Annotated in this window: 22 protein-coding genes and 7 tRNA genes; 9 read left to right on the top strand and 20 right to left on the bottom strand. The window is 65.2% G+C overall.

Features of this window, described 5'->3' with window-relative positions:
- The first annotated feature begins 152 nt into the window (after window positions 1–152).
- Window positions 153–1463, top strand: coding sequence for a lysophospholipid transporter LplT (gene lplT / locus AB4Y36_RS11210; protein ID WP_069265601.1), 1311 nt, complete (start codon window positions 153–155; stop codon window positions 1461–1463).
- A 116-nt stretch (window positions 1464–1579) separates the two neighbouring features.
- Window positions 1580–2386 carry a bifunctional hydroxymethylpyrimidine kinase/phosphomethylpyrimidine kinase gene (thiD, locus tag AB4Y36_RS11205; RefSeq protein ID WP_342945846.1) on the top strand — a complete coding sequence of 269 codons (807 nt, stop codon included), beginning with the start codon at window positions 1580–1582 and terminating at the stop codon, window positions 2384–2386.
- Window positions 2387–2402: 16 nt separating this feature from the next.
- Here thiD and AB4Y36_RS11200 read toward each other — a convergent pair whose 3' ends face one another.
- From AB4Y36_RS11200 to tsaB, 4 genes are read right to left on the bottom strand one after another with little or no spacing between them, the layout of a single operon-like run.
- Window positions 2403–3449: a DUF1853 family protein gene (locus tag AB4Y36_RS11200; RefSeq protein WP_368682993.1), complete on the bottom strand. Its 1047-nt coding sequence runs from the start codon at window positions 3447–3449 to the stop codon at window positions 2403–2405.
- Window positions 3446–4432: a uracil-DNA glycosylase family protein gene (locus AB4Y36_RS11195; protein ID WP_368682992.1), complete on the bottom strand. Its 987-nt coding sequence runs from the start codon at window positions 4430–4432 to the stop codon at window positions 3446–3448. Before AB4Y36_RS11195 ends, AB4Y36_RS11200 begins: the two co-directional genes overlap by 4 nt.
- Window positions 4419–4913 carry a ribosomal protein S18-alanine N-acetyltransferase gene (gene rimI, locus AB4Y36_RS11190; RefSeq protein WP_069265597.1) on the bottom strand — a complete coding sequence of 165 codons (495 nt, stop codon included), beginning with the start codon at window positions 4911–4913 and terminating at the stop codon, window positions 4419–4421. The genes AB4Y36_RS11195 and rimI overlap by 14 nt, the downstream gene beginning before the upstream one ends.
- Window positions 4910–5719: a tRNA (adenosine(37)-N6)-threonylcarbamoyltransferase complex dimerization subunit type 1 TsaB gene (gene tsaB, locus AB4Y36_RS11185; protein WP_368682991.1), complete on the bottom strand. Its 810-nt coding sequence runs from the start codon at window positions 5717–5719 to the stop codon at window positions 4910–4912. The genes rimI and tsaB overlap by 4 nt, the downstream gene beginning before the upstream one ends.
- Before the next feature lie 196 nt (window positions 5720–5915).
- On the opposite strand from tsaB, the gene AB4Y36_RS11180 reads away from it, so the two are divergent.
- The 3 genes from AB4Y36_RS11180 (at window position 5916) to aceA (ending at window position 10046) form a co-directional block, all read left to right on the top strand.
- The gene (locus tag AB4Y36_RS11180) at window positions 5916–6185 is read left to right on the top strand and encodes an acyl-CoA-binding protein (protein ID WP_368682990.1); all 270 of its coding nucleotides are present in this window, start codon (window positions 5916–5918) and stop codon (window positions 6183–6185) included.
- A 412-nt stretch (window positions 6186–6597) separates the two neighbouring features.
- A complete protein-coding gene (locus tag AB4Y36_RS11175) occupies window positions 6598–8328 on the top strand; it encodes a DEAD/DEAH box helicase (protein WP_368682989.1) in 1731 nt (576 codons plus the stop codon).
- A gap of 410 nt (window positions 8329–8738) precedes the next feature.
- Window positions 8739–10046: an isocitrate lyase gene (gene aceA, locus AB4Y36_RS11170; protein ID WP_342945852.1), complete on the top strand. Its 1308-nt coding sequence runs from the start codon at window positions 8739–8741 to the stop codon at window positions 10044–10046.
- Between the two features lie 237 nt (window positions 10047–10283).
- On the opposite strand, the gene AB4Y36_RS11165 is transcribed toward aceA, so the two are convergent.
- Together AB4Y36_RS11165 and AB4Y36_RS11160 are read right to left on the bottom strand one after the other, a co-directional pair.
- A complete protein-coding gene (locus AB4Y36_RS11165; protein ID WP_069265593.1) occupies window positions 10284–10718 on the bottom strand; it encodes a universal stress protein in 435 nt (144 codons plus the stop codon).
- A 192-nt stretch (window positions 10719–10910) separates the two neighbouring features.
- Window positions 10911–11813, bottom strand: coding sequence for a LysR family transcriptional regulator (locus AB4Y36_RS11160; protein ID WP_069265592.1), 903 nt, complete (start codon window positions 11811–11813; stop codon window positions 10911–10913).
- 165 nt (window positions 11814–11978) lie between these two features.
- Here AB4Y36_RS11160 and AB4Y36_RS11155 point away from each other — a divergent pair, with 165 nt between their 5' ends.
- Together AB4Y36_RS11155 and aceB are read left to right on the top strand one after the other, a co-directional pair.
- Window positions 11979–12752 carry a haloacid dehalogenase type II gene (locus tag AB4Y36_RS11155; protein ID WP_368682988.1) on the top strand — a complete coding sequence of 258 codons (774 nt, stop codon included), beginning with the start codon at window positions 11979–11981 and terminating at the stop codon, window positions 12750–12752.
- Window positions 12753–12820: 68 nt separating this feature from the next.
- Window positions 12821–14413 carry a malate synthase A gene (gene aceB, locus AB4Y36_RS11150; RefSeq protein ID WP_368682987.1) on the top strand — a complete coding sequence of 531 codons (1593 nt, stop codon included), beginning with the start codon at window positions 12821–12823 and terminating at the stop codon, window positions 14411–14413.
- A 94-nt stretch (window positions 14414–14507) separates the two neighbouring features.
- Here the strand turns inward: aceB and AB4Y36_RS11145 are convergent, their stop codons facing one another.
- Window positions 14508–14915 (bottom strand): gamma-glutamylcyclotransferase, encoded by a 408-nt coding sequence (locus AB4Y36_RS11145; protein WP_069265589.1) that lies wholly within the window; start codon window positions 14913–14915, stop codon window positions 14508–14510.
- 115 nt (window positions 14916–15030) lie between these two features.
- On the opposite strand from AB4Y36_RS11145, the gene AB4Y36_RS11140 reads away from it, so the two are divergent.
- Complete coding sequence (locus AB4Y36_RS11140; protein WP_342945855.1) at window positions 15031–15963, top strand: helix-turn-helix transcriptional regulator; 933 nt, start codon at window positions 15031–15033, stop codon at window positions 15961–15963.
- Window positions 15964–15981: 18 nt separating this feature from the next.
- Here AB4Y36_RS11140 and AB4Y36_RS11135 read toward each other — a convergent pair whose 3' ends face one another.
- The 9 genes from AB4Y36_RS11135 to gltX form a co-directional block, all read right to left on the bottom strand.
- Window positions 15982–16446, bottom strand: a complete 465-nt coding sequence (locus tag AB4Y36_RS11135; RefSeq protein WP_028204095.1) for a GNAT family N-acetyltransferase — start codon at window positions 16444–16446, stop codon at window positions 15982–15984.
- Window positions 16447–16612: 166 nt separating this feature from the next.
- Window positions 16613–16689, bottom strand: a tRNA-Asp gene (locus AB4Y36_RS11130).
- 80 nt (window positions 16690–16769) lie between these two features.
- Window positions 16770–16845 (bottom strand) — tRNA-Glu (locus AB4Y36_RS11125).
- A gap of 82 nt (window positions 16846–16927) precedes the next feature.
- Window positions 16928–17004: transfer RNA gene (locus tag AB4Y36_RS11120), tRNA-Asp, on the bottom strand.
- A 99-nt stretch (window positions 17005–17103) separates the two neighbouring features.
- Window positions 17104–17179, bottom strand: a tRNA-Glu gene (locus tag AB4Y36_RS11115).
- A gap of 71 nt (window positions 17180–17250) precedes the next feature.
- Window positions 17251–17327: transfer RNA gene (locus tag AB4Y36_RS11110), tRNA-Asp, on the bottom strand.
- A 75-nt stretch (window positions 17328–17402) separates the two neighbouring features.
- A tRNA-Glu gene (locus tag AB4Y36_RS11105) sits at window positions 17403–17478 on the bottom strand.
- A 55-nt stretch (window positions 17479–17533) separates the two neighbouring features.
- Window positions 17534–17609 (bottom strand) — tRNA-Ala (locus AB4Y36_RS11100).
- A gap of 245 nt (window positions 17610–17854) precedes the next feature.
- Complete coding sequence (gltX, locus tag AB4Y36_RS11095; protein ID WP_368682986.1) at window positions 17855–19276, bottom strand: glutamate--tRNA ligase; 1422 nt, start codon at window positions 19274–19276, stop codon at window positions 17855–17857.
- Between the two features lie 477 nt (window positions 19277–19753).
- Between gltX and AB4Y36_RS11090 the strand changes: the two genes are divergently transcribed.
- Window positions 19754–20698, top strand: a complete 945-nt coding sequence (locus AB4Y36_RS11090; RefSeq protein ID WP_368682985.1) for a patatin-like phospholipase family protein — start codon at window positions 19754–19756, stop codon at window positions 20696–20698.
- Between the two features lie 99 nt (window positions 20699–20797).
- Here AB4Y36_RS11090 and AB4Y36_RS11085 read toward each other — a convergent pair whose 3' ends face one another.
- The 4 genes from AB4Y36_RS11085 to AB4Y36_RS11070 all read right to left on the bottom strand — a co-directional run bounded on the left by AB4Y36_RS11085 (window position 20798) and on the right by AB4Y36_RS11070 (window position 25430).
- Entirely contained in the window at window positions 20798–21508 is a 711-nt protein-coding gene (locus AB4Y36_RS11085; protein ID WP_368682984.1) for a C40 family peptidase, read from the bottom strand.
- Window positions 21509–21668: 160 nt separating this feature from the next.
- A complete protein-coding gene (locus AB4Y36_RS11080) occupies window positions 21669–23288 on the bottom strand; it encodes an ABC transporter ATP-binding protein (protein WP_368682983.1) in 1620 nt (539 codons plus the stop codon).
- The gene (locus AB4Y36_RS11075) at window positions 23285–24358 is read right to left on the bottom strand and encodes an ABC transporter permease (RefSeq protein ID WP_256094788.1); all 1074 of its coding nucleotides are present in this window, start codon (window positions 24356–24358) and stop codon (window positions 23285–23287) included. Before AB4Y36_RS11075 ends, AB4Y36_RS11080 begins: the two co-directional genes overlap by 4 nt.
- Before the next feature lie 34 nt (window positions 24359–24392).
- Window positions 24393–25430 carry a microcin C ABC transporter permease YejB gene (locus AB4Y36_RS11070; RefSeq protein WP_028204101.1) on the bottom strand — a complete coding sequence of 346 codons (1038 nt, stop codon included), beginning with the start codon at window positions 25428–25430 and terminating at the stop codon, window positions 24393–24395.
- Window positions 25431–25449 lie beyond the last annotated feature (19 nt).

The following is a 25449-nucleotide window of genomic DNA, read 5'->3' as shown; positions in this document are numbered from 1 at the left end:
CGCCTGACGGGCGCTCAAGGATTGTGCTAGTCCGAATACACCTATTTTCGTGATATAAAGCCCTGCGCACAACCCATTTCGAACGTAATAAGCCCGGATGCCTCCCACCCGTCCGGGGCGGACGGACCGCAGCGAGGAAAGCATCGCATCAGATGAAAAAAGGCTTTTACACCATCATGGCCGCGCAGTTTTTTTCGTCGTTGGCCGACAATGCGCTCCTCATCGCTGCAATTGCACTGCTGAAAGACCTCCACGCCCCGAACTGGATGACGCCGCTGCTCAAGCTGTTCTTCGTCCTCTCCTACGTCGTTCTTGCCGCCTTCGTCGGCGCCTTCGCAGATTCCCGCCCTAAGGGCCGCGTGATGTTCATCACGAACACGATCAAGGTCGTGGGCTGCGCCATGATGCTGGCAGGCACCCATCCCTTGTTCGCCTATGGCGTTGTGGGTTTCGGGGCTGCGGCTTATTCTCCCGCCAAGTACGGCATCCTGACCGAGCTGCTGCCGCCTGAGCGCCTCGTCGCCGCCAACGGCTGGATCGAGGGCACGACAGTCGGCTCGATCATTCTCGGCACCGTGCTCGGCGGCGCGTTGATCAGCCCCCACATCGCGTCGCATGTGCTGCGCCATACGCCCGCCGCGATCAGCACGCCCGCCGAAGCCGCGATGGTCGTCATCATGGTGATTTACGTAATCGCCGCCCTCTTCAATCTGCGCATTCCCGACACCGGCGCACGCTACCCGCGCCAGCAGCACGGTGTCATCCGCCTCATCAGCGACTTCGCCGACTGCTTCAACACGCTCTGGCGCGACAAGCTCGGGCAGATCTCGCTCGCGGTCACGACGCTCTTCTGGGGCGCGGGCGCGACGTTGCAGTTCATCGTGCTCAAGTGGGCCGAAGTCTCACTCGGCATGTCGCTCTCCGAAGGCGCTGTGCTGCAGGCCGTGGTGGCCGTGGGCGTGGCGGCCGGCGCCATGATCGCGGCCGCGCGCGTGCCGCTCAAGAAGTCGCTCTCGGTGCTGCCGGTCGGCATCATCATGGGTCTTGCGGTCATGCTCATGGCGTTCTACACGCGCCATCTCTTTCCGCCGCATTGGGGCCTGCATATCGGCCACATGCGCATTCCCGGCTACCTGATTTTTGCGTACATCTTCCTCATGGTCGTAGGCGGCCTTTCGGGCTTCTTCGTCGTGCCGATGAACGCGCTGCTCCAGCACCGCGGCCACGTGCTGCTCTCCGCGGGCCACTCCATCGCCGTGCAGAACTTCAACGAGAACCTCTCGGTGCTCGTGATGCTATGCCTCTACGCCGTGCTCGTCTGGCTCGACGTGCCGGTGACGATCGTGATCGTGCTGTTCGGCACGTTCGTCTGTCTGATGATGTGGCTCGTGATGCGCCGCCACCAGGCGAATCAACGCTCGTTCGACTCGGTCGCGCTGATCGGCGAAAATCACAGGCATTGATGGGCGCGCCTGACCGCACACCGGCCGGCCACCACCTCTGCTGAATCGATCCTTCCCTGCGCACGCGCGGCACGTCTTGTCGACCCGGCCGCGCGCGACGCGCACCTGACGCTGCCATGACTTCACCGATTTCCAACGTTCTCACGATCGCCGGCTCCGACTCGGGCGGCGGTGCGGGCATTCAGGCCGACCTCAAGGCGTTCTCCGCGCTCGGCGCGTACGGCGCGAGCGTCATCACGGCGCTCACCGCGCAGAACACGCGCGGCGTCACCGCGATCCACGCGCCCGACGCGGGCTTCGTCACCGCGCAGCTCGACGCTGTGTTCGACGACATCCGCATCGACGCCGTGAAGATCGGCATGCTCGCCAACGCGCAGATCGTGCGCGCCGTCGCCGACGCGCTGCGCCGCCATCAGCCGCCGCGCGTCGTGCTCGACACCGTGATGATCTCGAAGAGCAATCACGCCCTGCTCGCGCCCGAAGCCGTCGCTGCGCTGCGCGAGGAGCTGCTGCCGCTAGCGGGCGTCGTCACGCCGAATCTGCCGGAAGCCGCTGCGCTGCTCGGCGTGCCGCCCGCCGCAGACGAAGCCGCAATGGTCGAGCAAGGCGAAGCGCTGCGCGCGCTCGGGGCGCAGGCGGTGCTCATGAAAGGCGGGCATCTGGGCAGCGCGGACAGCCCCGATTGGCTCATCGAAGCCGGCGGCACGCTGCGCCTGGGCGGCCCGCGCGTGCCGGTCACGAATACGCACGGCACGGGCTGCACGCTCTCGTCTGCGATTGCCGCACTGTGGCCGCAGCGCGGGACGCTCGCAACGGCCATTGGCGAAGCCAAGCAGTATCTGACGGCGGCGCTCGAGGCCAGTGAGCGGCTCGACGTCGGTCATGGCGTCGGACCCGTGCATCACTTCTGGCGCTGGTGGTGAGCGTGCTTGCGCGCGCTTATTGACGTGCAAATGCCGCGGCGCGCGCAGGCCAGTCGTCGGGAACGATGAAGCCGCGCGACTGTTCGCGGTAGCCGCCTGCGCTGTCGGGCGTGAATGCCGCAATCAGCGCGGGCTCGTCTGGCCGGGCTAACGCGTCGAGTAACGCGTTGGGGTCGACGCAGGGCGCGTCCGCCAGCCTGCGCGGCGCGAGCCATGCGAGCCTCGGCAGGACGCTCCAGCCATCGGCGGCCTGTTGCCCGGCGAACGCCGGCCAGTCCGAGCACGTCACCCACCAGCCACGCCCATGATCCGCGGTCAGCTCGGAGGCGTCCTCCACCCGTGACGGCGCCCCCTCTCCCGCCCGGTAGAAGAGCCAGCCTTTCACGAACATCTGCGCGAGCCAATGGCCTTCGTAGCCCAGCGAAGCGAATTCTTCGTGTGCGCTTAAACGCAGTTGACGGTCGCGCAGATGCGTCAGTTTCAGATCAAAGCGATCGCGCAGATTTGGCCCGACGAATTCGGCGAGCGACGCACGTGCGTCATCGCCGGGGCCTGCGTGCAAGTAGCACTTCACCGCCAGCTCCCAATGCAGACGTTCGCCGGCCCGCGTGCGCACGAGAAAATCGCACTCGCCGAGCGTGAGCCCCGCACGGCGCAGCGGCACGTTCTGCGCGACGAGCTGCGCCGCCGGTCCATGCGCGAGAAACCATCCCAGCAGATTTTCGGCATAGCGGCCGAGGCGGTGCGTCGGCGCGGCCATGAGCGCTTCATGCAGCCGCGCCGGATCGCGATCGAGTTGCGCGAGCCAGTCGCGTGTGGCGCGCGCTTCATCGGCATCGGCGCACCATTGCGCCAATGGAGCTAGCGGTGGTTGCGCACGCAACAGATCCGCGCTGAAAAGCAGCCACGCGAGATCGCGCACGGCCGGATCGGCGAGGCGATCGAGTATGTCGCGGTTCGCGCCGCTACCAGGCACACGCTGAGACCCAGCATCGTCTTGCGGCCCGCCGTCGCCCCCGGCACATTGGGCGCCGGATACGTTCGCGGGCCGCGCGGCGTTCATTGCTCGCCGCCGGACGCCGCACGCCACGTGTCGCGGGCGAGACAGAGGTCGGTCCAGGCCTTCGCCTTGTCGTGCAGGCTGCGCAGCAAATAAGCGGGGTGATAGGTGACGATGACGGGCACGCCCTCGTATTCGTGGACGCGTCCGCGCAGCGACGCGATGCTGCCATCGGTCTTGAGCAGGCTTTGCGCCGCGAAACGCCCGAGCGCGACGATGATCTTCGGCTTCACGAGCGCCACCTGCCGCTGCAGATACGGCTCGCAGCGCGCGACCTCGTCGGGTTCCGGATTGCGGTTGCCAGGCGGGCGGCACTTGATGACGTTCGCGATATAGACGTCCTCGCCACGGGCGAGCGAGAGCGCGCGCAGCATGTTGTCGAGCAGCTTGCCGGCCTGCCCGACGAAGGGCTCGCCCTGGCGGTCTTCGTTCTCGCCGGGCGCCTCGCCGATCAGCATCCAGTCGGCCGCGCGATCGCCTACGCCGAACACGGTGTTGGTGCGTTTCTCGCACAGGCGGCAACGCGTGCACGAGGCCACGCGTTCGGCGAGCGCGTCCCAGTCGAGCGTCGCGACATCGTTGCGCGGTGCGCCGTCAGCCTGCGCCGGCTCGGCGTCGTGAGGCAGAACCGGCTGGGCCACTGTGTCGAACCAGGCGAAATCTTCGTCGGTGAGGGGCGGCGGTTCGTCGGATGAATGCGGTGCGGGCGTCGATGGCGAAGCGGCGCGCGCAACGGGCTGCGGTGCTTGCGAGCGCTCCGCGGCGGCCGGGTGTATCTCGGACCGCTCCGCCGCAGCGACCGGACGATGCACGACCGGCACCACCGGCGCCGCCGGCGCCTCGGCTTGCGCGCGTGTCACCGCGGACGACGGCGCAGCGGCCTCATCGTCGCGCGCTGCTTCGAGCGGCGCAGCACCCCGCGCCCCTTTGCGCACCCAGCGCGGCGCGAGCCCAAGCTCCTCCAGCGCGATCTCATCGAGCGACATCCGCGCCCTCCCCTGCAAAAGAAAAACGCATCACGAGTGCGTCCTCGCGGCTGTGGTGCCGGGCCGGATAGTAGTTCTTGCGGCGGCCGATCGTGACGAAGCCGAACTGTTCGTACAACCGGATTGCCCGGTGATTCGAAGGCCGGACTTCGAGCAGCAGGCCTTCGAGCCCCTGCGTGCGCGCAATGCGCACCGCCTCGCGCAGCATGGCGAGCCCCGCGCCCGCGCCCTGCGCCTGAGGCGCAACACACAGATTCAGCAGATGCATCTCGTCGACCACGGGCATCAGCACGCAATAACCGATCAGCGTGCCGGTGACATGGCGCATGCACAGCCCGTAGTAGCCATTGCGCAGCGAATCTTCGAAGTTGCCGCGCGACCACGGAAACTCATAGGCGGAACGCTCGACGATCGCGACTTCGTCCAGGTCGCTTTCGGTCATCGGCGACAGGTAGCGGTCGGTCATGAGCACGCCGCTCATTGCGCGCCCTCTCCGCCTGCGCCACCGTGAGCGGCAGCCTTCGCGGCCAGGCGCTCGGCCGTGGTCTGCGCGACCTTGTTGCGCACGTATTCGGGCGCAGCCTGGTCGGCGGGTTGCGTGCGGCCCGCGCGATACGCGCGCAACGCCGCGTGCGCCAGCGGCAGCGCGTGCGGGAGCGCCTCGGCGTCGATCGTGCGCGCGGCGGCGGCGGCCGTCAGGCGCGCGCCGAACGCTGCGGCGGCGTTGCCCGCCAGCGTGAACGGCGCGTCGGGCGCGGCGATGTGCTCCGGCGAGTCGAGCGATGCGGCCTGCAGCGTGCGCCAGTCGCCGGCTGCGGCGTCCCACGCGTAATCGGCCCAGTAGGCTTCGTCCATGCGCGCGTCGAGCGCGGCCAGCACGCGGGTCGCGGCGGGATCGCGCAGCCTCGCGCTCTCCGCACACACGAGCAGCGTGCCCACGGGCACCACCGGGATATCGAGGCCGAACGCAAGCCCTTGTGCCACGCCCGTCGCCGTGCGCAGCCCCGTGAAGGAGCCCGGGCCCGCGCCGAACGCGATCGCGTCGCAGTCGGCGAGCGTGAGGCCGGCTTCGTCGAACAATTCGCCAATGGCCGGCAGGAGCCGCGTGCTGGAGACGGCACCGGTGGCTTCGTGGCGCACCCAGACGCTGACTTCCGAGCGCGACGCGGTAGCAGCCTCGCCGCCGGTAGAGGGAGAAAGATCTGCGCCGCCAGGGGCGACGCGAAGCAGCGCGACCGAGCAATATTCGGTCGAAGTATCGAGGGCAAGCAGCACGGTTTCGGTCATGAGCGCTATTGTAATGCCCCGCCCTCCGCGCGGGCCCAGGGCTCTCGCCAACCGCCGGATGCACAAGCGTCAGGCGTCATGACCTCCTCTGGCCCACCCGTGCCCGGCACGAGTGGAGGAATCGCTCCAGCTTTTCCGGGGTTTGCGCTGCTACCATCGGCGCGCTGACCTGGACCCCTATGCGGAGGAAACAATCATGAGCGACGTGAACACTCAGTTCGCCCAAGCCCAGCAAGACGTGCAGCAACTGCCGGAGCGCCCCGGCAATCTGACGCTGCTGCGCCTCTATGCACTCTTCAAGCAGGCCACCGAAGGCGACGTGCACGGCGACAAGCCCGGCTTCACGGATATCGTCGGCAAGTACAAGTACGAAGCGTGGGCCGCGCTGAAAGGCACCGCGCAGGAAACGGCCAGGCAGCAATACGTAGAATTGGTTGAATCGCTCAAGAGCGGCGCCACGAGCTGAACGCGCGCAACTGACAAGGCGCGCGTGACGAGTTGAGGCGCCCCGCCCCCTGCGTCACACCGCCGCACCCGTGCCCTCGCGGTGCGTCGCTCTGGCGCGTCGCAACAAAACGAGATATACTGCGCGCTGCGTTGTGCTCCGGTCGCTCGTTCGATCAGCACAACGCCTCGTAGCGTTAAGCTCCAATCCAGTTTAGAACCTGTCCCCCCCTGCCATGGCCCTGTTTTTGGGGCCGTCAATATCAGGCTGGCGGCTGGCCAATCCCGGCCTGAGCCGCACCCAAAACAGCTTCTAACGAAAAATCCGCCATTGTGTGCGGATTGCCCCCGTTTTTCGATTTGTTCGCAAAATCCGACGACTTGGGTATGCCGATTGGCGCCGACGTTCTATTTCCTGTGTAACAAGGATTTTCATGACTTCGAGCAATACCCAAAGCCCCCTGGACGCAATCGCCGATCAGGCCCTCGGTCTTTCCGCCGCCGCCGACGCTTCCGTTGAAGCCCCCGCGCAGGCCGCCGATGTGACCGACGGTGCGGCGTTCGCGGCACTCGGTCTGTCGCCGGAGATCGTCTCCGCGCTGATCGCAGCGGGCTACAAGGCTCCGACGCCGGTGCAGGAACGCGCCATTCCTGTCGCCATCGCCGGACGCGACCTGCTGGTCTCGAGCCCGACCGGTTCGGGCAAGACCGCAGCCTTCATGCTGCCCGCCATCGAGCGCTTCGCGCAGATCCAGAAGGCCCTGGCCGCCCAGCCGCGCGAGCCGCGCCCGCAAGGCGCGAACGGCCCGCAAGGCGATCGCCGCCAGCGCCGTCCGCAACCGGTGGCACGCCCCGGTCTCCTCGTCCTCACGCCCACGCGTGAACTCGCGATGCAGGTGACCACGGCTGCTTCGACGTACGGCAAGCACCTGCGCCGCCTGCGCACGGTCAGCATTCTCGGCGGCGTGGCTTACGGCCAGCAGCTGATGCTGCTCGCAAAGAACCCCGAGATTCTCGTGGCGACCCCGGGCCGTCTGCTCGATCACCTCGAGCGCGGCCGCATCGACTTGTCCGAACTCAAGATGCTCGTGCTCGACGAAGCCGACCGCATGCTCGACATGGGCTTCATCGACGACATCGACACGATCGTCGCCGCAACGCCCGAAACGCGTCAGACGATGCTGTTCTCGGCCACGCTCGACGGCAAGATCGCTTCGATCACCGGCCGCCTGCTGAAGGACCCGGAGCGCATCGAGATCGTGCGCAAGGTCGAGGCGGCCTCGAACATCGCGCAAACCGTGCACTACGTGGACGACCGCGATCACAAGGATCGTCTGCTCGACCATCTGCTGCGCGACGAGAGCCTCGACCAGGCTGTCGTGTTCACGGCGACCAAGATGGACGCTGACCAGCTCGCCGGCAAGCTCGCCGACGCTGGCTTCGAAAGCGCCGCGCTGCACGGCGACCTGCCGCAAGGCGCGCGTAACCGCACGATCCGTGCGCTGCGCGAGCGTCGCGTGCGCGTGCTCGTCGCGACCGACGTCGCGGCGCGCGGTATCGACATCCCCGGCATCACGCACGTGTTCAACTACGACCTGCCGAAGTTCGCCGAAGACTACGTGCACCGTATCGGCCGTACCGGCCGTGCCGGCCGCTCGGGCACCGCGGTGAGCCTCGTGCATCACGCCGAGCAAGGCGCCCTCAAGCGTATCGAGCGCTTCGTGCGTTCGCCGCTGCCGGTGAACGTCGTGGAAGGCTTCGAGCCGCGCAAGGCGCCGCCGGCCAACCGTGGCTTTGGCGGCCGCGGTCGCCCGGGTGGCGGCAATGGCGGTGGCCGTCGCTTCGGCAACGGTAACGGCAAGCCGGGTGGCTACGGCGCCCGTGCCGGCAATGGCGGCAATGGCGGCAATGGCGGCAACGGCGGCGATCGCAACGGCAACAGCTGGGGCAACAAGCCGGAAGGCTCGCGCGGCGGCTACGGTGCCCGCGAAGGCGGCTACAACTCGGGTTCGCGTGAAGGCGGCTTCGGCGGCGGCTCGCGCGGCGAAGGTAACCGAGGCGGCTACGGCCAGCAACGCGAAGGCTACGGCCGCTCGCGCGAAGGCGGTGGCGGTTACGGCGCGCGCCGTAACGACGGCCCGCGTGGCGCGCGTCGCGACAGCTAAATCGCCTGAAACGGCGTGGCGCGGCCTTCGAGCCGCCCCGCCGCCACAGCGAAATACCCAGGACCGGTGCTTAGGCACCGGTCTTTTTTTATCTCCGCGTAGATTTCACGATGTAAAAAATTTTTTTGCTTCGTAAAAAATCGTGCTGCGTGGCACAAAGAGACCCATTGCAAGATGGAAAATTGCGTTTCACATCACAAAACAAATTGAATAACACATTGATTTTGTTTAAATAAAAAACCTTCAAAAAGCCCATTGCCCGCCTGTTGCCCGTCGAACGATTTGCCTAGACTCTTATATAAGAGTTCGCGAAACGAAACACCAGAACACCGGCGCTTGCGTTCCGCGATTCAGCGGTTCAGCAGTTTCGTTTCAGCGATCCCCTTATCAGGCAAACGAAGGAGCCCACCATGTCGACTCGTCAACAGCAAGCTCAGCAACTCCAACAGCAATGGGAAACCGATCCGCGCTGGAAGGGCATCAAGCGCAACTACACGGCGGAAGACGTGGTGCGCCTGCGCGGCTCGCTCCAGCCGGAGCACACGCTCGCGAAGCACGGCGCCGAAAAGCTCTGGAAAGGCGTGAACACCGAGCCGTTCATCAACGCACTGGGCGCGCTCACGGGCAACCAGGCCATGCAGCAAGTGAAGGCCGGTCTCAAGGCGATCTATCTCTCGGGCTGGCAGGTCGCGGGCGACGCCAACCTCGCCGGCGAAATGTACCCGGACCAGTCGCTCTACCCGGCCAACTCGGTGCCGCAGGTGGTCAAGCGCATCAACAACACGCTCACGCGCGCCGACCAGATCCAGTGGTCCGAAGGCAAGAACCCCGGCGACGAAGGCTACGTGGATTACTTCCAGCCGATCGTGGCCGACGCGGAAGCCGGCTTCGGTGGCGTGCTCAACGCGTTCGAACTGATGAAGGCGATGATCGAAGCGGGCGCCGCGGGCGTGCACTTCGAAGACCAGCTCGCCTCGGTGAAGAAGTGCGGCCACATGGGCGGCAAGGTGCTCGTGCCGACGCGCGAGAACGTCGCCAAGCTCACGGCCGCGCGTCTGGCCGCCGACGTCTGCGGCGTGCCGACCGTGCTGCTCGCCCGCACCGACGCGGAAGCCGCCGACCTCGTGACCTCGGACATCGATGATAACGACCGCCCGTTCCTCACCGGCGAGCGCACCGTCGAAGGCTTCTTCCGCACGAAGAACGGCCTCGAGCAGGCCATCTCGCGCGGTCTCGCCTACGCGCCGTACGCCGACATGATCTGGTGCGAAACGGGCAAGCCGGATCTGGAGTTCGCGAAGAAGTTCGCGGAAGCGATCCACAAGCAGTTCCCGGGCAAGCTGCTCTCGTACAACTGCTCGCCGTCGTTCAACTGGAAGAAGAACCTCGACGACGCGACGATCGCCCGCTTCCAGCGCGAGCTGGGCGCGATGGGCTACAAATTCCAGTTCATCACGCTCGCGGGCTTTCACTCGCTCAACTACTCGATGTTCAACCTCGCGCACGGCTACGCACGCCAGAACATGAGCGCGTTCGTGGAACTCCAGCAGGCGGAGTTCGCCGCCGCCGAGAAGGGCTTCACCGCCGTGAAGCATCAGCGCGAAGTGGGCACCGGCTACTTCGACGCCGTGACGCAGACGGTCGAGCGCGAAGCGTCGACCACGGCGCTGCACGGCTCGACGGAAGACGAACAGTTCTTCGACAAGAAGGTGGCGTAAGACCACCGGCAGCAACGGCGGCGCCAGCCGCCGCGCACGAACAGGCGGCCGGCACGCGTACCTTGGCGGGGCGCGCCGGCCGCCTGGCGACGAGCGCATGCCGCAGGGCGTTCAGGGAGGAAGCGGTAGAGGACACAAGCCGCGCGTGCTGGACAGAATCCGGCCCGTGGCTCGCTCAGCCAACGCAGCGGGCGAGCATGGCCTCGTGCTTCATCGCGAGACCTGGAAAAGCGCCAGCTAGCGATACACGATCACCGGAATCTTCGTATGCGTAAGCACGCGCTGCGTCTCGCTGCCGATCAGCAGGCTGCCCAGCCCGCGACGCCCGTGCGAGGCCATGAAGATGACATCGCAGCCGCCCGCTTCGGCGGCTTCGATGATGCCGAGATACGGCGAGGGATGCACGCTCGTGCGGCTGTCGCAGACCACGCCCGCGCTACGCGCCGCCGCCTCGATTTCGTCCAGATGCACGCGCGCCTCTCGCTCACTGCGCGTCTGGAAGTCCCCGGGCGGTTCGATCACCACGTCGGCGTAAGGCGAGTACGGATATTGCGGCAGGCATGCGTAGGCCGTGACGCGCGCGCCCACTGTGCGCGCGAGATCGATCGCGCCGTTGATCGCTTTCTTCGACAGTTCCGAGCCGTCCGTCGGAACGAGGATGTGCTTGAACATGGCGCCCTCCGTGGTCTATCGGATTACGGGCAAGGCTAGAATCAAAGTCACGGTTCGAAACGGGGGGCAAAGACTCAGCAGGCGTCTCGCGCGGGCGAGCGCCTGGGCCCTCAGGGTCGATTGTAGTGCGCGATAAATCGCTGCAAGCCATGCGTGCGGGTCATCCCGGATATCGGAAACGCGCACTGCGCCCTATCCCCAGTAACCGGGTTGACCGTAGGTATGCTTGAGATAGTCGAGAAAGAGGCGCACGCGCAGCGGCAGATGGCGGCGCTGCGGAAACACGGCGTGAATGCCGATGGGCGGCGCGGCGAATGCGTCGAGCACGCTCACGAGCCGGCCCGCCGCGATGTCCTCGCCGACTTCCCACCACGAGCGCCATGCCAGACCGTGGCCCGCGAGACACCACTCATGCAGCACCGCGCCGTCCGAGCATTCCATCGTGCCCGCCACGCGGATCGACACCACTTTGCCGTCCTGCTGGAACGCCCAGCCGCGCTGCTGGTTCAGGCTCGCGCCGAAAGCGAGACAGTTATGGCGCGCGAGGTCGGCGGGCGTTTCGGGCTCGCCGCGGCGCGACAGATACGCGGGCGCCGCCACGCACACGCGGCGGTTCTCGCCGAGCTTGAGCGACACGAGAGACGAATCGGGCAATTCACCGAGGCGCACGGCGCAGTCGAAGCCTTCGTTGACGAGATCGACGAGCCGGTCCGAAAGATCGAGCGCGATGCTCACGTCCGGATGCGCAACCGTGAAATCGGGCACGAGCGGCGCGACATGGCGACGCCCAAAACCAGCCGGCGCGGACACGCGCAGGTGCCCGCTCGCCTTCACGCCGCCCTCGGACACACTCGCCTCGGCGTTCTGCATGTCGTGAATGATGCGCTGGCAGTCCTCGAGAAACGCCGATCCTTCGAACGTGAGCGTAATGCGCCGCGTGGTGCGCACGAGCAGTTTCACGCCGAGGCGCTCTTCCAGCGCATCGATGCGCCGGCCGATGATGGCGGGCGCCACGCCCTCGGCCTGGGCGGCGGCGGACAGGCTACCCTTGGCGGCCACGGTGACGAAAGTCTCGATCTGTTTGAAGCGGTCCATCGGTGGATGCTGCGCGCACTGGGCGACAGAAACAGTGGAAAAGAGAAGGCAGGTCGACAGATTAGGTGGGTAAAAGTAAAAGATCAAGTGATCAATCCCGCCTTTTTCAGTGATACGACTCATGAATACAATCGATCTCGACCTCTGAAGATGGAGTGCAAGGCTATGTCGGCCACAACGACACCCTCAACGACACGATTTCCCAAGGCAGTTGTTTTCGACGCGTACGGCACGCTTTTCGACGTGCATTCGGTCGTCGCTGCCGCCGAGCAGATGTTCCCCGGCCAGGGCGAGGCGCTCTCGCAGCTGTGGCGCCTCAAGCAGATCGAGTACACGCAGTTGCGCACGCTCTCCGACCCGGCCGGCGCGCGCTATCGCCCGTTCTGGGACATCACGCTCGACGCCCTGCGCTACGCCGCGCGCCGCCTGAACCTGTCGCTCACGGGCGCGGGCGAAAAGCGCCTCATGGACGAATACGCCTGCCTGTCGGCTTTCCCCGACGTGCTGCCCGTGCTGCGCTGCCTGCGTGAGCCACGCGAAGACGGCACGCGCATGGGCCTGGCGATCCTCTCGAATGGCAACCCGCAGATGCTCGACATCGCGGTGAAGAGCGCCGGCATGAGCGGCCTCTTCGACCACGTGCTGTCGGTCGATGCCGTGCGCGCCTACAAGCCGGCCGCCGCCGCGTATTCGCTCGGCTCGGCCGCCTTCGACGCCGCGCCACGCGACCTCGTGTTCGTGTCGTCGAACGGCTGGGACGCCGCGGGCGCCGGCTGGTTTGGCTACACCACGTTCTGGATCAATCGCCAGCGCTTGCCCGCCGAAGAGCTCGGCGTGGCGCCGCATGGCACCGGCAGCGGCATGACAGAACTCGCCGCCTTTCTCGAAACCGCTGCGCCCGAGCGGCAAAGCCGCCCTCGCCCCAGCCCGGGCGCGTGACAGACACGCCGCTCGCCGCAGCCACAACAACCACACATTCACAATCTGACCGACCAAGGAGCAAGCAAATGGCGAACACGTTGCAACTGCCGCAAGGCATGCAGATCACGGCTGACATCCGGCCCGGCTTCGAAACGATCCTCACGCCCGAAGCGCTCGAACTCGTCGCGAAGCTGCACCGCGCATTCGAGCCGCGCCGCCAGGAACTGCTGAAGGCACGCGTCGAGCGCACCAAGCGCCTCGACGCCGGCGAGCGCCCCGACTTTCTTGCCGACACGAAATCGATCCGCGAAGGCGACTGGAAGATCGCGGCGCTGCCGAAAGATCTCGAATGCCGCCGCGTGGAAATCACGGGCCCGGTCGAGCGCAAGATGATCATCAACGCGCTGAACTCGGGCGCCGACTCGTACATGACTGACTTCGAGGACTCGAACGCGCCGAACTGGGAAAACCAGATCGTCGGCCAGCTCAACCTGAAGGACGCAGTGCGCCGCACGATTTCGCTCGAACAGAACGGCAAGACCTACCAGCTCAACGACAAGACCGCCACGCTGATCGTGCGTCCGCGCGGCTGGCACCTCGACGAGAAGCACGTGACGGTGGACGGTCAGCGTGTGTCGGGCGGCATCTTCGACTTCGCGCTCTATCTCTTCCACAACGCGAAGGAACTGATTTCGCGCGGCAGCGGCCCGTACTTCTATCTGCCGAAGATGGAAAGCCACCTCGAAGCGCGTCTGTGGAACGACATCTTCGTCGCGGCGCAAGAAGGTGTGGGCATCCCGCGCGGCACGATCCGCGCGACGGTGCTGGTCGAGACGATCCTCGCCGCGTTCGAGATGGACGAAATCCTCTATGAACTGCGCGAGCACAGCTCGGGGCTGAACGCCGGCCGCTGGGACTACATCTTCTCGGCGATCAAGAAGTTCAAGAACGACAAGGACTTCTGTCTTGCCGACCGCGCGCAGATCACGATGACCGTGCCGTTCATGCGCGCCTACGCGCTCGAACTGCTCAAGACCTGCCATAAGCGCAACGCACCGGCGATCGGCGGCATGAGCGCGCTCATCCCGATCAAGAACGACGTGGCCGCCAACGACAAGGCCATGGGCGGCGTGCGTTCGGACAAGGCGCGTGACGCGACCGATGGCTACGACGGCGGCTGGGTTGCGCACCCGGGCCTCGTGCCCATCGCGATGGAAGAGTTCGTGAAGGTGCTCGGCGACAAGCCGAACCAGATCGGCAAGCAGCGCGGGGACGTGAACGTCACGGGCAAGGATCTGCTCGACTTCCGTCCGGAAGCGCCGATCACCGAGACGGGCCTGCGCAACAACATCAACGTGGGCATCCACTACCTCGGCTCGTGGCTCGCGGGCAACGGCTGCGTGCCGATCCACAACCTGATGGAAGACGCCGCGACCGCCGAAATCTCGCGCTCGCAGGTGTGGCAGTGGATCCGCTCGCCCAAGGGCAAGCTCGAAGACGGCCGCAAGGTCACGGCCGAACTCGTGCGCGAACTGATCCCGCAGGAGCTGGACAAGGTGAAGGCGTCGGTCGGCGGCGACACGAAGCCGTACGAGCGCGCAGCGCAGATCTTCGAACAGATGTCGACGTCGGAAAGCTTCGTCGAGTTCCTGACGCTGCCGCTGTACGAAGAGATCTAGTCGTTCGGTACGTCTAACGAATCGCCGACGAATAAGGCCCGGCGGGTGTGAGCCCGCCGGGCCTTGGTGTTTTCACGCGCCGCGTCTTGAGTTGTCAGCGCCCGCGCCGATGCGCGACCCAGTCGCCGCCTGCGATCTCGGGGCGTCCGGCAATGGCGGCCGACGCGACCGGATAGTAGAGGCAAGCGATGCGTTCGCCCTGCACCTCGATATCCACTTCCTGCGAAACGAACAGGTTGTCGACGCCCGGATACACCTGCTCGATTTCGTCGAGCACGGCGAGGAGCGCGTCGTCGATTTCGTAGACGTCGCCGACGACCGTCGATTGCGCATTCGCCGATCCGGCCACCATCCCGGGATAACTGCCGAAGTCGAAGAGCCGGCCGGCGAGCGTGGCGAGACCGAGGTGACGCGGGCGCGCGATCGCGTTGCGATCGGCCGCGAGGTTGATGTCGTTGATCTCGCCGGCGCGCAGCGTGCCGTAGACGAACACGTATTTCATGGCTTTTCTCTCCTTCAGGACGGCGCGCGCCACACGAGCACGCCGTCGATTCGTCCACATTATGCACGGCCACGAATGGCGTGCGGTCAAGGCCCTCGAGCGCGAGACGTCTACAATGGGCGCACTAGTCGCCAAACCCGTCGCCCTGCCCGTCATGCCAGAGGATCTGCCCCGCTTCGCATCCAGCGATGCACGCAACGATGCGCTGCCGCGCGCCGAACTCGTCGATATCCCGCCCGAGTTCGCGCCGACGCCCACGCATCCGATCCGCGTACGCTCGCGTCCCATGCCGTCGGGTGTGTGCATCGCGCAGCACACGCATGCGTGGGCGCAGCTTGCCTACTCCTCGCGCGGCGTGCTGCGTATGGCGACGCCCGGCACGACGTGGATGGTGCCGCCCTCGCGCGCGATCTGGGTGCCGCCTCACATCACACACGAAGTGGCGATCGTCGAGGACGCGTTCCTGCGCACGCTCTACGTAGACGAATCGGTGATTCCGCCCGGCCTCGACGCGTGTCGCGTGGTCGAAGTCTCAGGCCTGCTGCGCGAGACGATCGCAGCACTCGACGAGCGCGGCATTCCCACCGCGCGTGAGCGCCTGCTCGGCGCGCTGGCGCTCGACGAGATCACGCGCTCGGCGCCGCTGCCGCTCGCCGTGCCGATGCCCGAGGAAAAGCGCCTGCGCGCGTTATGCGAAGCGCTGATCGCCGATCCGGCGGGACCCGGCTCGCTCGAATACTGGGCCGCACACGTGGGCGCGAGCACGCGCACGATCGCGCGGCTCTTCCGGCAGGAACTGGGGGTGAGCTTTTCGCAGTGGCGCCAGCAGGCGATTCTCGCGCGCGCGATCCCGCTGCTCAATCAGGGACGCCCGATGGCCGTCGTGGCGCAGGAACTCGGCTACCGGAGCCAGAGTGCGTTTTCGGCGATGTTTCGCCGTGCCTTCGGCGAGAGCCCGCGCGCCTTCATCGCGCGCGGCACGGGTGACCGCGATGCGGACGAACCGGAAGATTCCGTGGCCGCCGGGCGCGACGACGACACGCGTTAAGTGGGAAAGCGGCCAGGCTCAGACGAGCCGCGTCATATGGCGAATCGAGCCCAGGCGCGCAAGCCTCGGACCCGCCACGCGATAACCCATGCGCAAGTAAAGTCGCGCGGCCGGATTGTCGACGAACACGCGCAGTTGCAGCTCGCGCAGGCCGCGCTCGCGGGCCCACTGGTGCGAGATATCGAGCAGGAACGTGCCGGCGCCATTGCCGCGATACCCCTGGGCGATCTGCACATCGCGAATGTGCAGCGAGTCGCCCTCCTGCGTCACGCGCAGCACGCCAATCGCCTCGCCATCGAGTTCGAGAATGAAGTTCTCCGACTCGCGATAGCTCGCCAGAAAGAGATCGCCGCGCCAGACGAGGTGATGCCGCAGATAGTAGCCACCCATGTTATTGCGCGTGAGCGTCTCCGCGAACTCGAAATCGTCCATGGTGGCGCGGCGCAGCTGAAACGGCGACGGGATGTCGTTCGGTGCGAACATGTCGGCAAGCGAGGAAACCAGGTTTCGACAACGCTACGATAACGCGCGGCCGCCGGCAATCGCAGATTGTCCGTACGGCAAACGAAATGAAGGATGGGGATGGAAGCGCGAGAAACGTCTGTGGAAAAAGAAAAAGCCCGTTGGACGTATCCAACGGGCTTCGTTCTGGCGGAGCGGACGGGACTCGAACCCGCGACCCCCGGCGTGACAGGCCGGTATTCTAACCGACTGAACTACCGCTCCAGCTTGCTGCTCACCGGCGGGCGTCGGTCGATTCCCGCTGGCGGCGTCGCCGCATGACTCTTTGGCGCCGCATTTTGATTTGGCGTCCCCTAGGGGATTCGAACCCCTGTACTCACCGTGAAAGGGTGATGTCCTAGGCCTCTAGACGAAGGGGACAACACGGGTATAAGCGCAGGCTTACACCTTTGAACTGCAGCGGTTCGCCATTGCCGAAGCAACGACGGAACAGCTTTGAAACTGGCGGAGCGGACGGGACTCGAACCCGCGACCCCCGGCGTGACAGGCCGGTATTCTAACCGACTGAACTACCGCTCCAGCTTACTGCTCACACCGGCGGGCGTCGGTCGATTCCCGCTGGCGGCGTCGCCACACTGCTCGCTCGCAGTGCTACTTCTCTGGCGCCGCATTTTGATTTGGCGTCCCCTAGGGGATTCGAACCCCTGTACTCACCGTGAAAGGGTGATGTCCTAGGCCTCTAGACGAAGGGGACAACACGGGCTTTCGCCTGTAATCGTCACTTTAACTAAAAAGCCCGCTCACAGTTTCTGAACGGGCTCGATCTGGCGGAGCGGACGGGACTCGAACCCGCGACCCCCGGCGTGACAGGCCGGTATTCTAACCGACTGAACTACCGCTCCAGTTCGACACAGTCAGATGGATGTCGGTTGATTTCCACCTGATGCTACGCCAATCTCATTGACGACGCTCATGTCTGGCGTCCCCTAGGGGATTCGAACCCCTGTACTCACCGTGAAAGGGTGATGTCCTAGGCCTCTAGACGAAGGGGACATGATCTTTTCAGATAATGCCTTTACCGCACTCTACTGCTTACTGCATGTTCTGTTGGTGGAGGTAAGCGGGATCGAACCGCTGACCTCTTGCATGCCATGCAAGCGCTCTCCCAGCTGAGCTATACCCCCTTGCAGAACAGAAGCGAGATTTTAAACATCAATTTCGCTTTCGTCAAGAGCTTTTGAATCGTTTTTTGAAGCGCTTCGAGGTTTCCTTGAAACATCGTTGCCCGATTCTGCGGCTCTTTGCGTGAGATTTGCTGCTTATTTGCCGCTTGTTTGCGACTCTCTCGCGCTCCGTATTCAACGGAGCCCGAATACTACAAGAACTGCCGCCCGGGCGCTAGGGTCCGGGCGAATATTCTTCAAAATTTTTAGTTTGCAGCCGAAATGCCCTTCTCGAGGCGGCTCACCACCGCATCGCGGCCGAACAGCACGAGCACCGCATCGACCGAAGGCGTATGCGTCGTCCCTGCCACGAGCAGGCGGGCCGGCATCGCGAGCTGGGGCATCTTGAGCTTGTGTGTGGCGAGCGTCGCCTTCAGCGCTGCCGAGACGCCCTCCTTCGTCCACTCCGCGCCCTTGAGCGCGACGACGAGATCGGCGAGCGCGGGGCGTACGGCTTCCGTGATGTGCTGTGCGAGCGCTTCGGCTTCCGGCTGCGGCTCGCGGTAGAACATCATCGCGCTCTCGGCGATCTCCTTGATCGTGTTCGCACGGTCCTTGAAAAGCGCGACCACGCCTTCGAGCGACGGCCCCTTGGCGAGCGCCGCCTCGTCCACGCCGAGGGCAGCGAAGAACGGCTTCGAGAGCTCGGCGAGGCGCACGTTGTCCACTTCCTTCAGGTAGTGGTTGTTGAGCCAGTTGAGCTTGTTGTGGTCGTATTGCGCGGGCGACTTGCCGAGATGCTCGAGATCGAACCACTCCACGAACTGCTCGCACGTGAACACTTCGGCGTCGCCGTGCGACCAACCCAGACGTGCGAGATAGTTGAGGACCGCTTCCGGCAGATAGCCCGCATCGCGATAACCCATCACGCTCATCGCGCCGTGGCGCTTGCTCATCTTTTCGCCCTGCTCGTTGAGCACGGTAGGCAGGTGCGCGTAGACCGGCGGCTCGCCGCCGAGCGCGCGCAGGATGTTGATCTGGCGCGGCGTGTTGTTCACGTGATCGTCGCCGCGAATCACGTGCGTGATCTTCATGTCGAGATCGTCCACGACCACGCAGAAGTTGTAGGTCGGCGTGCCGTCCGGGCGCGCGATCACGAGGTCGTCGAGCTCTTCGTTCGAGATCTCCACGCGGCCCTTGACGGCGTCGTCCCATGCCACCACGCCCGTGAGCGGGTTGCGAAAGCGCAGCACCGGCTGCACCCCCGCCGGCGGCGTGGGCAGCACCTTGCCCGGCTCCGGGCGCCACGTGCCGTCGTAGCGCGGCTTCTCGCCGGCCGCGCGCTGACGCTCGCGCAGCGCGTCGAGCTCTTCGGTCGACATGTAGCACGGATACACGAGGCCCTGCTCCTGCATCTGCCTGAGCACTTCGCGATAACGGTCCATGCGCTGCATCTGGTAGAACGGACCTTCGTCGAAATTCAGGCCGAGCCATTCCATGCCTTCGAGGATCGCATCGACCGATTCCGACGTCGAACGCTCGAGATCGGTATCTTCGATCCGCAGCACGAAGACGCCCTTGTTGTGGCGCGCGAACGCCCACGGGTAGAGCGCGGAACGGATATTGCCGAGATGGATGAAGCCGGTCGGGCTCGGCGCGAAGCGGGTACGGACGACAGAGGTAGTCATGGGCGATTACTCGAAGACGATGCCATCCGGAGCGCGGCGCTGGCAACAAAAGCAGCGACGGCGGCGGACGGCCGGGGTTCGCGGCGCGTTCGGCCCGCGCGGCTAGCGCGGGAGCGCCGGGGGCGCGCGCAGCCTCGCGCACACGAACGGGAATCCGGAAAATTAGAGACGGGATTATACCCGCCATGCACCGCTTCGGCCTGGGGGGCGAGGCCCGGGGTGTGCGTCCGGACGCCCGTTTCTCTCATGCAAACGTGCATACGCTCGCAAACCGTCGAGCGCGTTGTCATCTGGCGTCACATCGCGTTACATGCACGCCTGCTAAACCGGCCGCGCTTTGCCTTATGATGTCGGCGCGCCGCCACCACGATGCGGCGTCGCGCGCGCAAACACAGATACTCGGCCGCCCGCGCGAGCAGACCGGGGTACCGCGTCGCTCCTTGCCGGACACGCACGCGGACCGCATGGAGAACCTTCTTGAAGCAGTCATCGCCCTCATTGAGCCGCCGGCACTTTTCGCTTGCGGCCGCCTCCTCCGTCCTGGCCGCCTGCACGACCGCGGGCACGCAAACCGCCAGTGGCCCGCCGCCCGTCACCACCGCCCCCCTGCCGCCCGTCGCCAGGCCGCAGCGCCCGGTTCGCGTGGGCCTCGCGCTCGGCGGCGGCGCGGCGCGTGGCTTTGCGCATATCGGCGTGATCAAGGCGCTCGAGGCGCGCAACGTGCAAGTCGACTTCGTGGTCGGCACGAGCGCGGGCTCAGTCGTCGCGGCGCTCTACGCCTCGGGCATGAACGGTTTCGCGCTCAACAAGCTCGCCCTGACGATGGACGAAGCCTCGATCAGCGACTGGGCGATGCCGTTTCGCACGCGCGGTCTCCTGCAGGGCGTGGCGCTCCAGAACTATCTGAACACCACGCTGCACGACCGGCCCATCGAGAAGATGGCGAAGCCGCTCGGCGTCGTCTCGACCGACCTGCGCACGGGCCAGCCTATCCTGTTCCAGCGCGGCAACACGGGCATTGCCGTGCGCGCATCGTGCAGCATTCCGTCGATTTTCGAGCCGGTGAAGATTGCGGGCCACGAATACGTGGACGGCGGCCTCGTGAGCCCGGTGCCGGCCTCGTTCGCACGCAAGATGGGCGCCGACTTCGTGATCGCCGTGGACATCTCGGCGCGCCCTGAAACGGCCTCGACGCTGAGCCAGTTCGACGTGCTGATGCAGACCTTCACGATCATGGGCCAGACGATCAAGTCCTACGAACTCGACAAGTACGCCGACATCGTGATCCGCCCGAATCTCAACGCGATGTCGTCCAGCGACTTCACTCAGCGCAACGCGGCGATTCTCGCGGGCGAGGAAGCGGCGGCGCGCATCATGCCGGAACTCGAGCGCAAGCTCGCTGCAGCGCGCCTGACGGCCTGATCGCTTGACCTGAGCGCCCCTTCAGCGGGCGCACGGGCGCAAAAAACGCAAAAGCCTGCTTCGCAAGAAGCAGGCTTTTTGTTCGCTACAAAACCCCGATCAGTTGCCGCCGTTGCCCTCGAACTGCGCGCTCACGCGCTTGAGGTTTTGCTGCTGATCCGCCGTGAACGACGTTTCGATGCGGCGTGCACCGGTGAAGCGCTTTTCCCAGTATCCGTCGTCGAGGTCGTCGACGCGGATCGTGCTGCCGGTAGACGGCGAATGCACGAACTTGTTGTCGCCGATGTAGATGCCGACGTGGGAGAACGTGCGGCGCATCGTGTTGAAGAACACGAGGTCGCCCGGCTTCAGGTTGCTCATGCTGATCTTCTCGCCCACGCGGCTCATTTCCTCGGCGCGGCGCGGCAGCGACATGCCGAGCGTGTCCTGGAACACGTAGCGCACGAAGCCGCTGCAGTCGAGGCCGGAGTCGGGCGTGTTGCCGCCCCAGCGGTAACGCACACCAATCATGTTAAGTGCGCCGACAACGACGTCGCCGGCTTTGCCGGCCATGCCGGACAGGAACGCCTTGGCGCCGCCTTCGGTCGGGGCCGGAGCCGCCGCCGGGGTCGCCTGGTTGGCATTCTGGAGGGCGTTCTGAACTGCTGGGATGGACTGCGGATTCGCCGAATTGCTCGGCGAAAATGAGGCATTCTGGCTAAAGCTGCTTACTTCGTCGGCGAACGCGCCGGGAGCTGCGGCCATCAGTACGCCGATGAACATCCCGGCGACGACGCGCGTGCAAGCCTGGGTCAAGTATCGGTGCTGCATTGGTCGGTAGAAATTGCCCGTAAATCAGGGAGTTAGTGGAAAAGTTTGGACGATACTAGCCAGTAAGTATTTGTGTGTCAAAACAAATAGAAAAATTCAATCGCGACATTCACCTCATTGGTGAATTTCACCGAAATTCGCACTAAAGTTCCGCCAAAGCCTAGCGATCGAATGCAGCTTTCAACAATTTTCGGGTGTAAGGATGGGCGGGTCTGTCGAAGATATTCGCGACCTCTCCCGACTCGACGATCGCCCCGTCCTGCATCACCACCACCCGGTGCGCCATTGCGCCGATCACCGCCAGGTCGTGGCTGATGAACACGTAGCCCAGGTTGTACTTGCGTTGCAAATCCGTCAACAATCTCAACACCTGTTGCTGGATTGACACGTCGAGCGCGCTGGTCGGTTCGTCGAGCACGATCACGCGAGGCTCCAGCACCAGCGTGCGCGCAATGGCGATACGCTGGCGCTGGCCACCCGAAAACTCGTGCGGGTATCGGTGCAAAGCGGTGCGATCGAGGCCCACTTCGCGCAGCACGCCGACAACGCGCTTGCGCCGCTCCTCGATAGAAAGATCGGGCCGATGCAGCGCGAGCCCCTCCCCCACGATGCGCTCGATGGTTTGACGCGGAGAAAGCGAACTGAACGGGTCCTGAAAGACAACCTGCAGATGCGAGCGCAACGACAGCCTGTCGCGGCCCGTGTAGCTCGCGATAGGCCGCCCCTGGAACTCGACGATACCGCCCGCCGTTCGCTGCAGCCCCAACATCGCCATCGCAAGCGTCGTTTTTCCCGATCCGGACTCGCCGACGATGCCAAGCGTCTCACCCTGGCGCACCGCAAGGTTCGCGTCGTTCACGGCGCGATAACGCCCCTTTTGCCACCAGCCGCGAAAACCCGGCAACTTCGTTGCGAAGTCGACGATCACGTCCTTCGCCTGCAGGAGAACCGGCGCGATCGGCAGGACGGGCAGCACGTGGCGCTCGGGACGGCTCGCGATGAGCCGTTGCGTGTACGGATGTTGCGGCGCCTCGAAAATCTGCTCGACGTTGCCCGACTCCACGAGCCTGCCCTTCTCCATCACGGCCACGCGCTGCGCGAAGCGGCGCACGAGGTTCAGGTCGTGCGTGATGAGCAAGACCGACATGCCGCGCCGTGCCGCCTCCTCGCGCTGCAGCTCGAGCAGCAGATCGACGATCTGGCCGCGGATCGTCACGTCGAGCGCCGTGGTCGGCTCGTCGGCGAGCAACAGACGCGGACGGCACGCGAGCGCCATCGCGATCATCACGCGCTGGCGCTGGCCGCCCGAGAGCTGATGCGGATAACTCGACACGCGCCGCCGCGCCTCGGTAATGCCCGTGCGCTCGAGCAGCCCCACCGCCTGCTCGTAGGCCGCTTTCTTCGAGACGCCGTCGTGCAGCACGATGGTCTCCGCGATCTGTTCGCCGATCGTGTAGAGCGGATTGAGCGCCGTCATCGGTTCCTGGAAGATCATCGCGACGTCGTTGCCGCGCAGACCGCGCATCGCGCGTTCGCTCTTCGCGAGCAGATCGTCGCCGTCGAGGCGGATGCTTCCACTGATCTGCGCGTCCTGCAGCAGGCGCAGTACCGCGAGCGCGGTGACGGTCTTGCCCGAGCCCGACTCGCCGACGAGCGCCACGCGCTCGCCGCGCCCGATCGCGAGCGTGACATCATCGACGGCGAGCGTCTCGTCGAAGCGCACGCTCAGGTGCTCGATCGAGAGGAGCGGCGCGGCGGCGTCCTGAGGCACGGCGCTCACTGGTTGCCTCCGGCCTTCATGGCGTCGGAAATACGCGTATCGAGCGCGTTGCGTAGCGCGTCGCCGATGAACGTGAGCAGCAGCAGCGTCGCCACGAGCACACCGAAAGTCGAGAGCGCGATCCACCATGCGTCGAGATTGCGCTTGCCCTGTGCGAGCAACTCGCCGAGGCTCGGCGTGGGCGCGGGCACGCCAAGGCCCAGGAAGTCGAGACTCGTGAGCGCGAGAATCGCGCCGCTCATGCGAAACGGCAGGAACGTGATGACCGGCGTGAGGCTGTTGGGCAGCACGTGATGCCAGATGATCTGCCAGTTCGACAGGCCCATTGCGCGCGCGGCGAGCACATAGTCCTGGTTGCGGTTGCGCAGGAATTCCGCGCGCACATAGTCGGACAAACCGATCCAGCCGAACAGCGAAAGCAGCACGATCAGCAGCACGAAGCCCGGCTCGAAGATCGCCGCGAAAATGATCAGCAGATAAAGCTCGGGTAGCGAACTCCAGATCTCGATGAGACGCTGTCCGAAGATATCGACCTTGCCGCCGAAGTACCCTTGCACCGCGCCCGCCAGCACGCCGAGCAGCGTGCCGATGGCAGTCAGCACGAGCGCGAACTCAACCGACACGCGAAAGCCGTACAGCAAGCGGGCGAACAGGTCGCGGCCGCTCTCGTCGGTGCCGAGCCAGTTCTGGCGCGACGGCGGCGCGGGGTTCGGCACTTTCGCGAAGTAGTTGAGTGTGTCGTAGTAGTACGGATTCGGCGGATAGATCGCGAAGTTGCCCGGCGCGTCGAAGCGGTGGCGAATGTACGGATCGAGGTAGTCGGCAGGCGTCGGGAAATCGCCGCCGAACGCGGTTTCCGGATAGTCCTTGAACAGCGGGAAATACAGGTGCCCGTCGTAGCGCACGACAAGCGGCTTGTCGTTGCACCAGAGCGGACCCGCGAGACTCGCCGCAAACGCGACAAGAAACACGATCAGGCTCCAGTAGCCCAGGCGCTGTTGCTTGAAGCGCAGCCACACGCGACGGGCGGGCGTGGGCGACTTGAGGGCGCGCACGCTCTCGGTACGCAGTTCGGGTTCAGCGCCAGCGCGGACTCGGTTCAACTCAGCGCTCCAGTTGTTCGAATTGGATGCGGGGATCGACCCACACGTAGCACAGATCGGAAATCAGTTTGGTTAGCAGTCCGATCAACGTGAAGAGGTACAGCGTGCCCAGCACGACCGGATAGTCGCGCCGCACGACGGATTCGTACGAAAGCAGGCCGAGCCCGTCGAGCGAAAACAACGTTTCGATCAGCAGGCTGCCGGTGAAGAACGCGCCGATGAACGCCGCCGGGAACCCCACCACGAGCGGCAGCAGCGCGTTGCGAAAGACGTGCTTCCAGAGCACGGTGCGCTCCGAGAGCCCTTTCGCGCGCGCGGTCAGCACGTATTGGCGGCGAATCTCTTCGAGAAAGGCGTTCTTGGTCAGCATGGTCGTGACGGCGAAACTGCCCACGACCGACGCCGTCACGGGCAGCGTGATGTGCCAGAGATAGTCGAGAATCTTGCCGCCGAGCGAGAGCGTGTCCCAGTTGTCAGACGTGAGATTGCGCAGCGGGAAGAGCTGCAGGAACGAGCCGCCGCCGAACAGCACGAGCAACAGCACGCCCAGCACGAAGCCCGGAATCGCATAACCGACGAGCACGACGAGACTCGTCACGAGGTCGAACCGCGAGCCGTTGCGCACCGCCTTCGCGATGCCCAACGGCACCGATATCAGATAAGTGAGAAAGAAGGTCCAGAGGCCGATGCTGATCGACACCGGCAGCTTGGAAATGATCAGCGACCACACGCTCTGGTGATGGAAATAGCTCTGTCCGAGATCGAAGCGCGCAAAGCGCCCGAGCATCAGGAAATAGCGTTGCAGCGGCGGCTTGTCGAAGCCGTAAAGCTGCTTGAGCTGCGCGATCTGCTGCGCGTCCACGCCCGAATGCGCGCGCATGCCGAACGGCATGCCCTGCTCCGCGCCCCGCCGCAATTCGCGCACCGCCTGTTCGACGGGACCGCCCGGCACGAACTGGATCACGCCGAAGGTCAGCGTAAGCACGCCGAGCAGCGTCGGGATCATCAGCAGCAGGCGTTTGACGATGTAGCTCCACATGATTTCGATGCTTTCCGTC

The sequence above is a fragment of the Paraburkholderia sp. BR10936 genome (assembly GCF_040965735.1).
Classification (GTDB): domain Bacteria; phylum Pseudomonadota; class Gammaproteobacteria; order Burkholderiales; family Burkholderiaceae; genus Paraburkholderia; species Paraburkholderia nodosa_A.
Note: the sequence above shows the minus strand (reverse complement) of the source record. Positions and strands in the feature narration are given on the sequence as shown.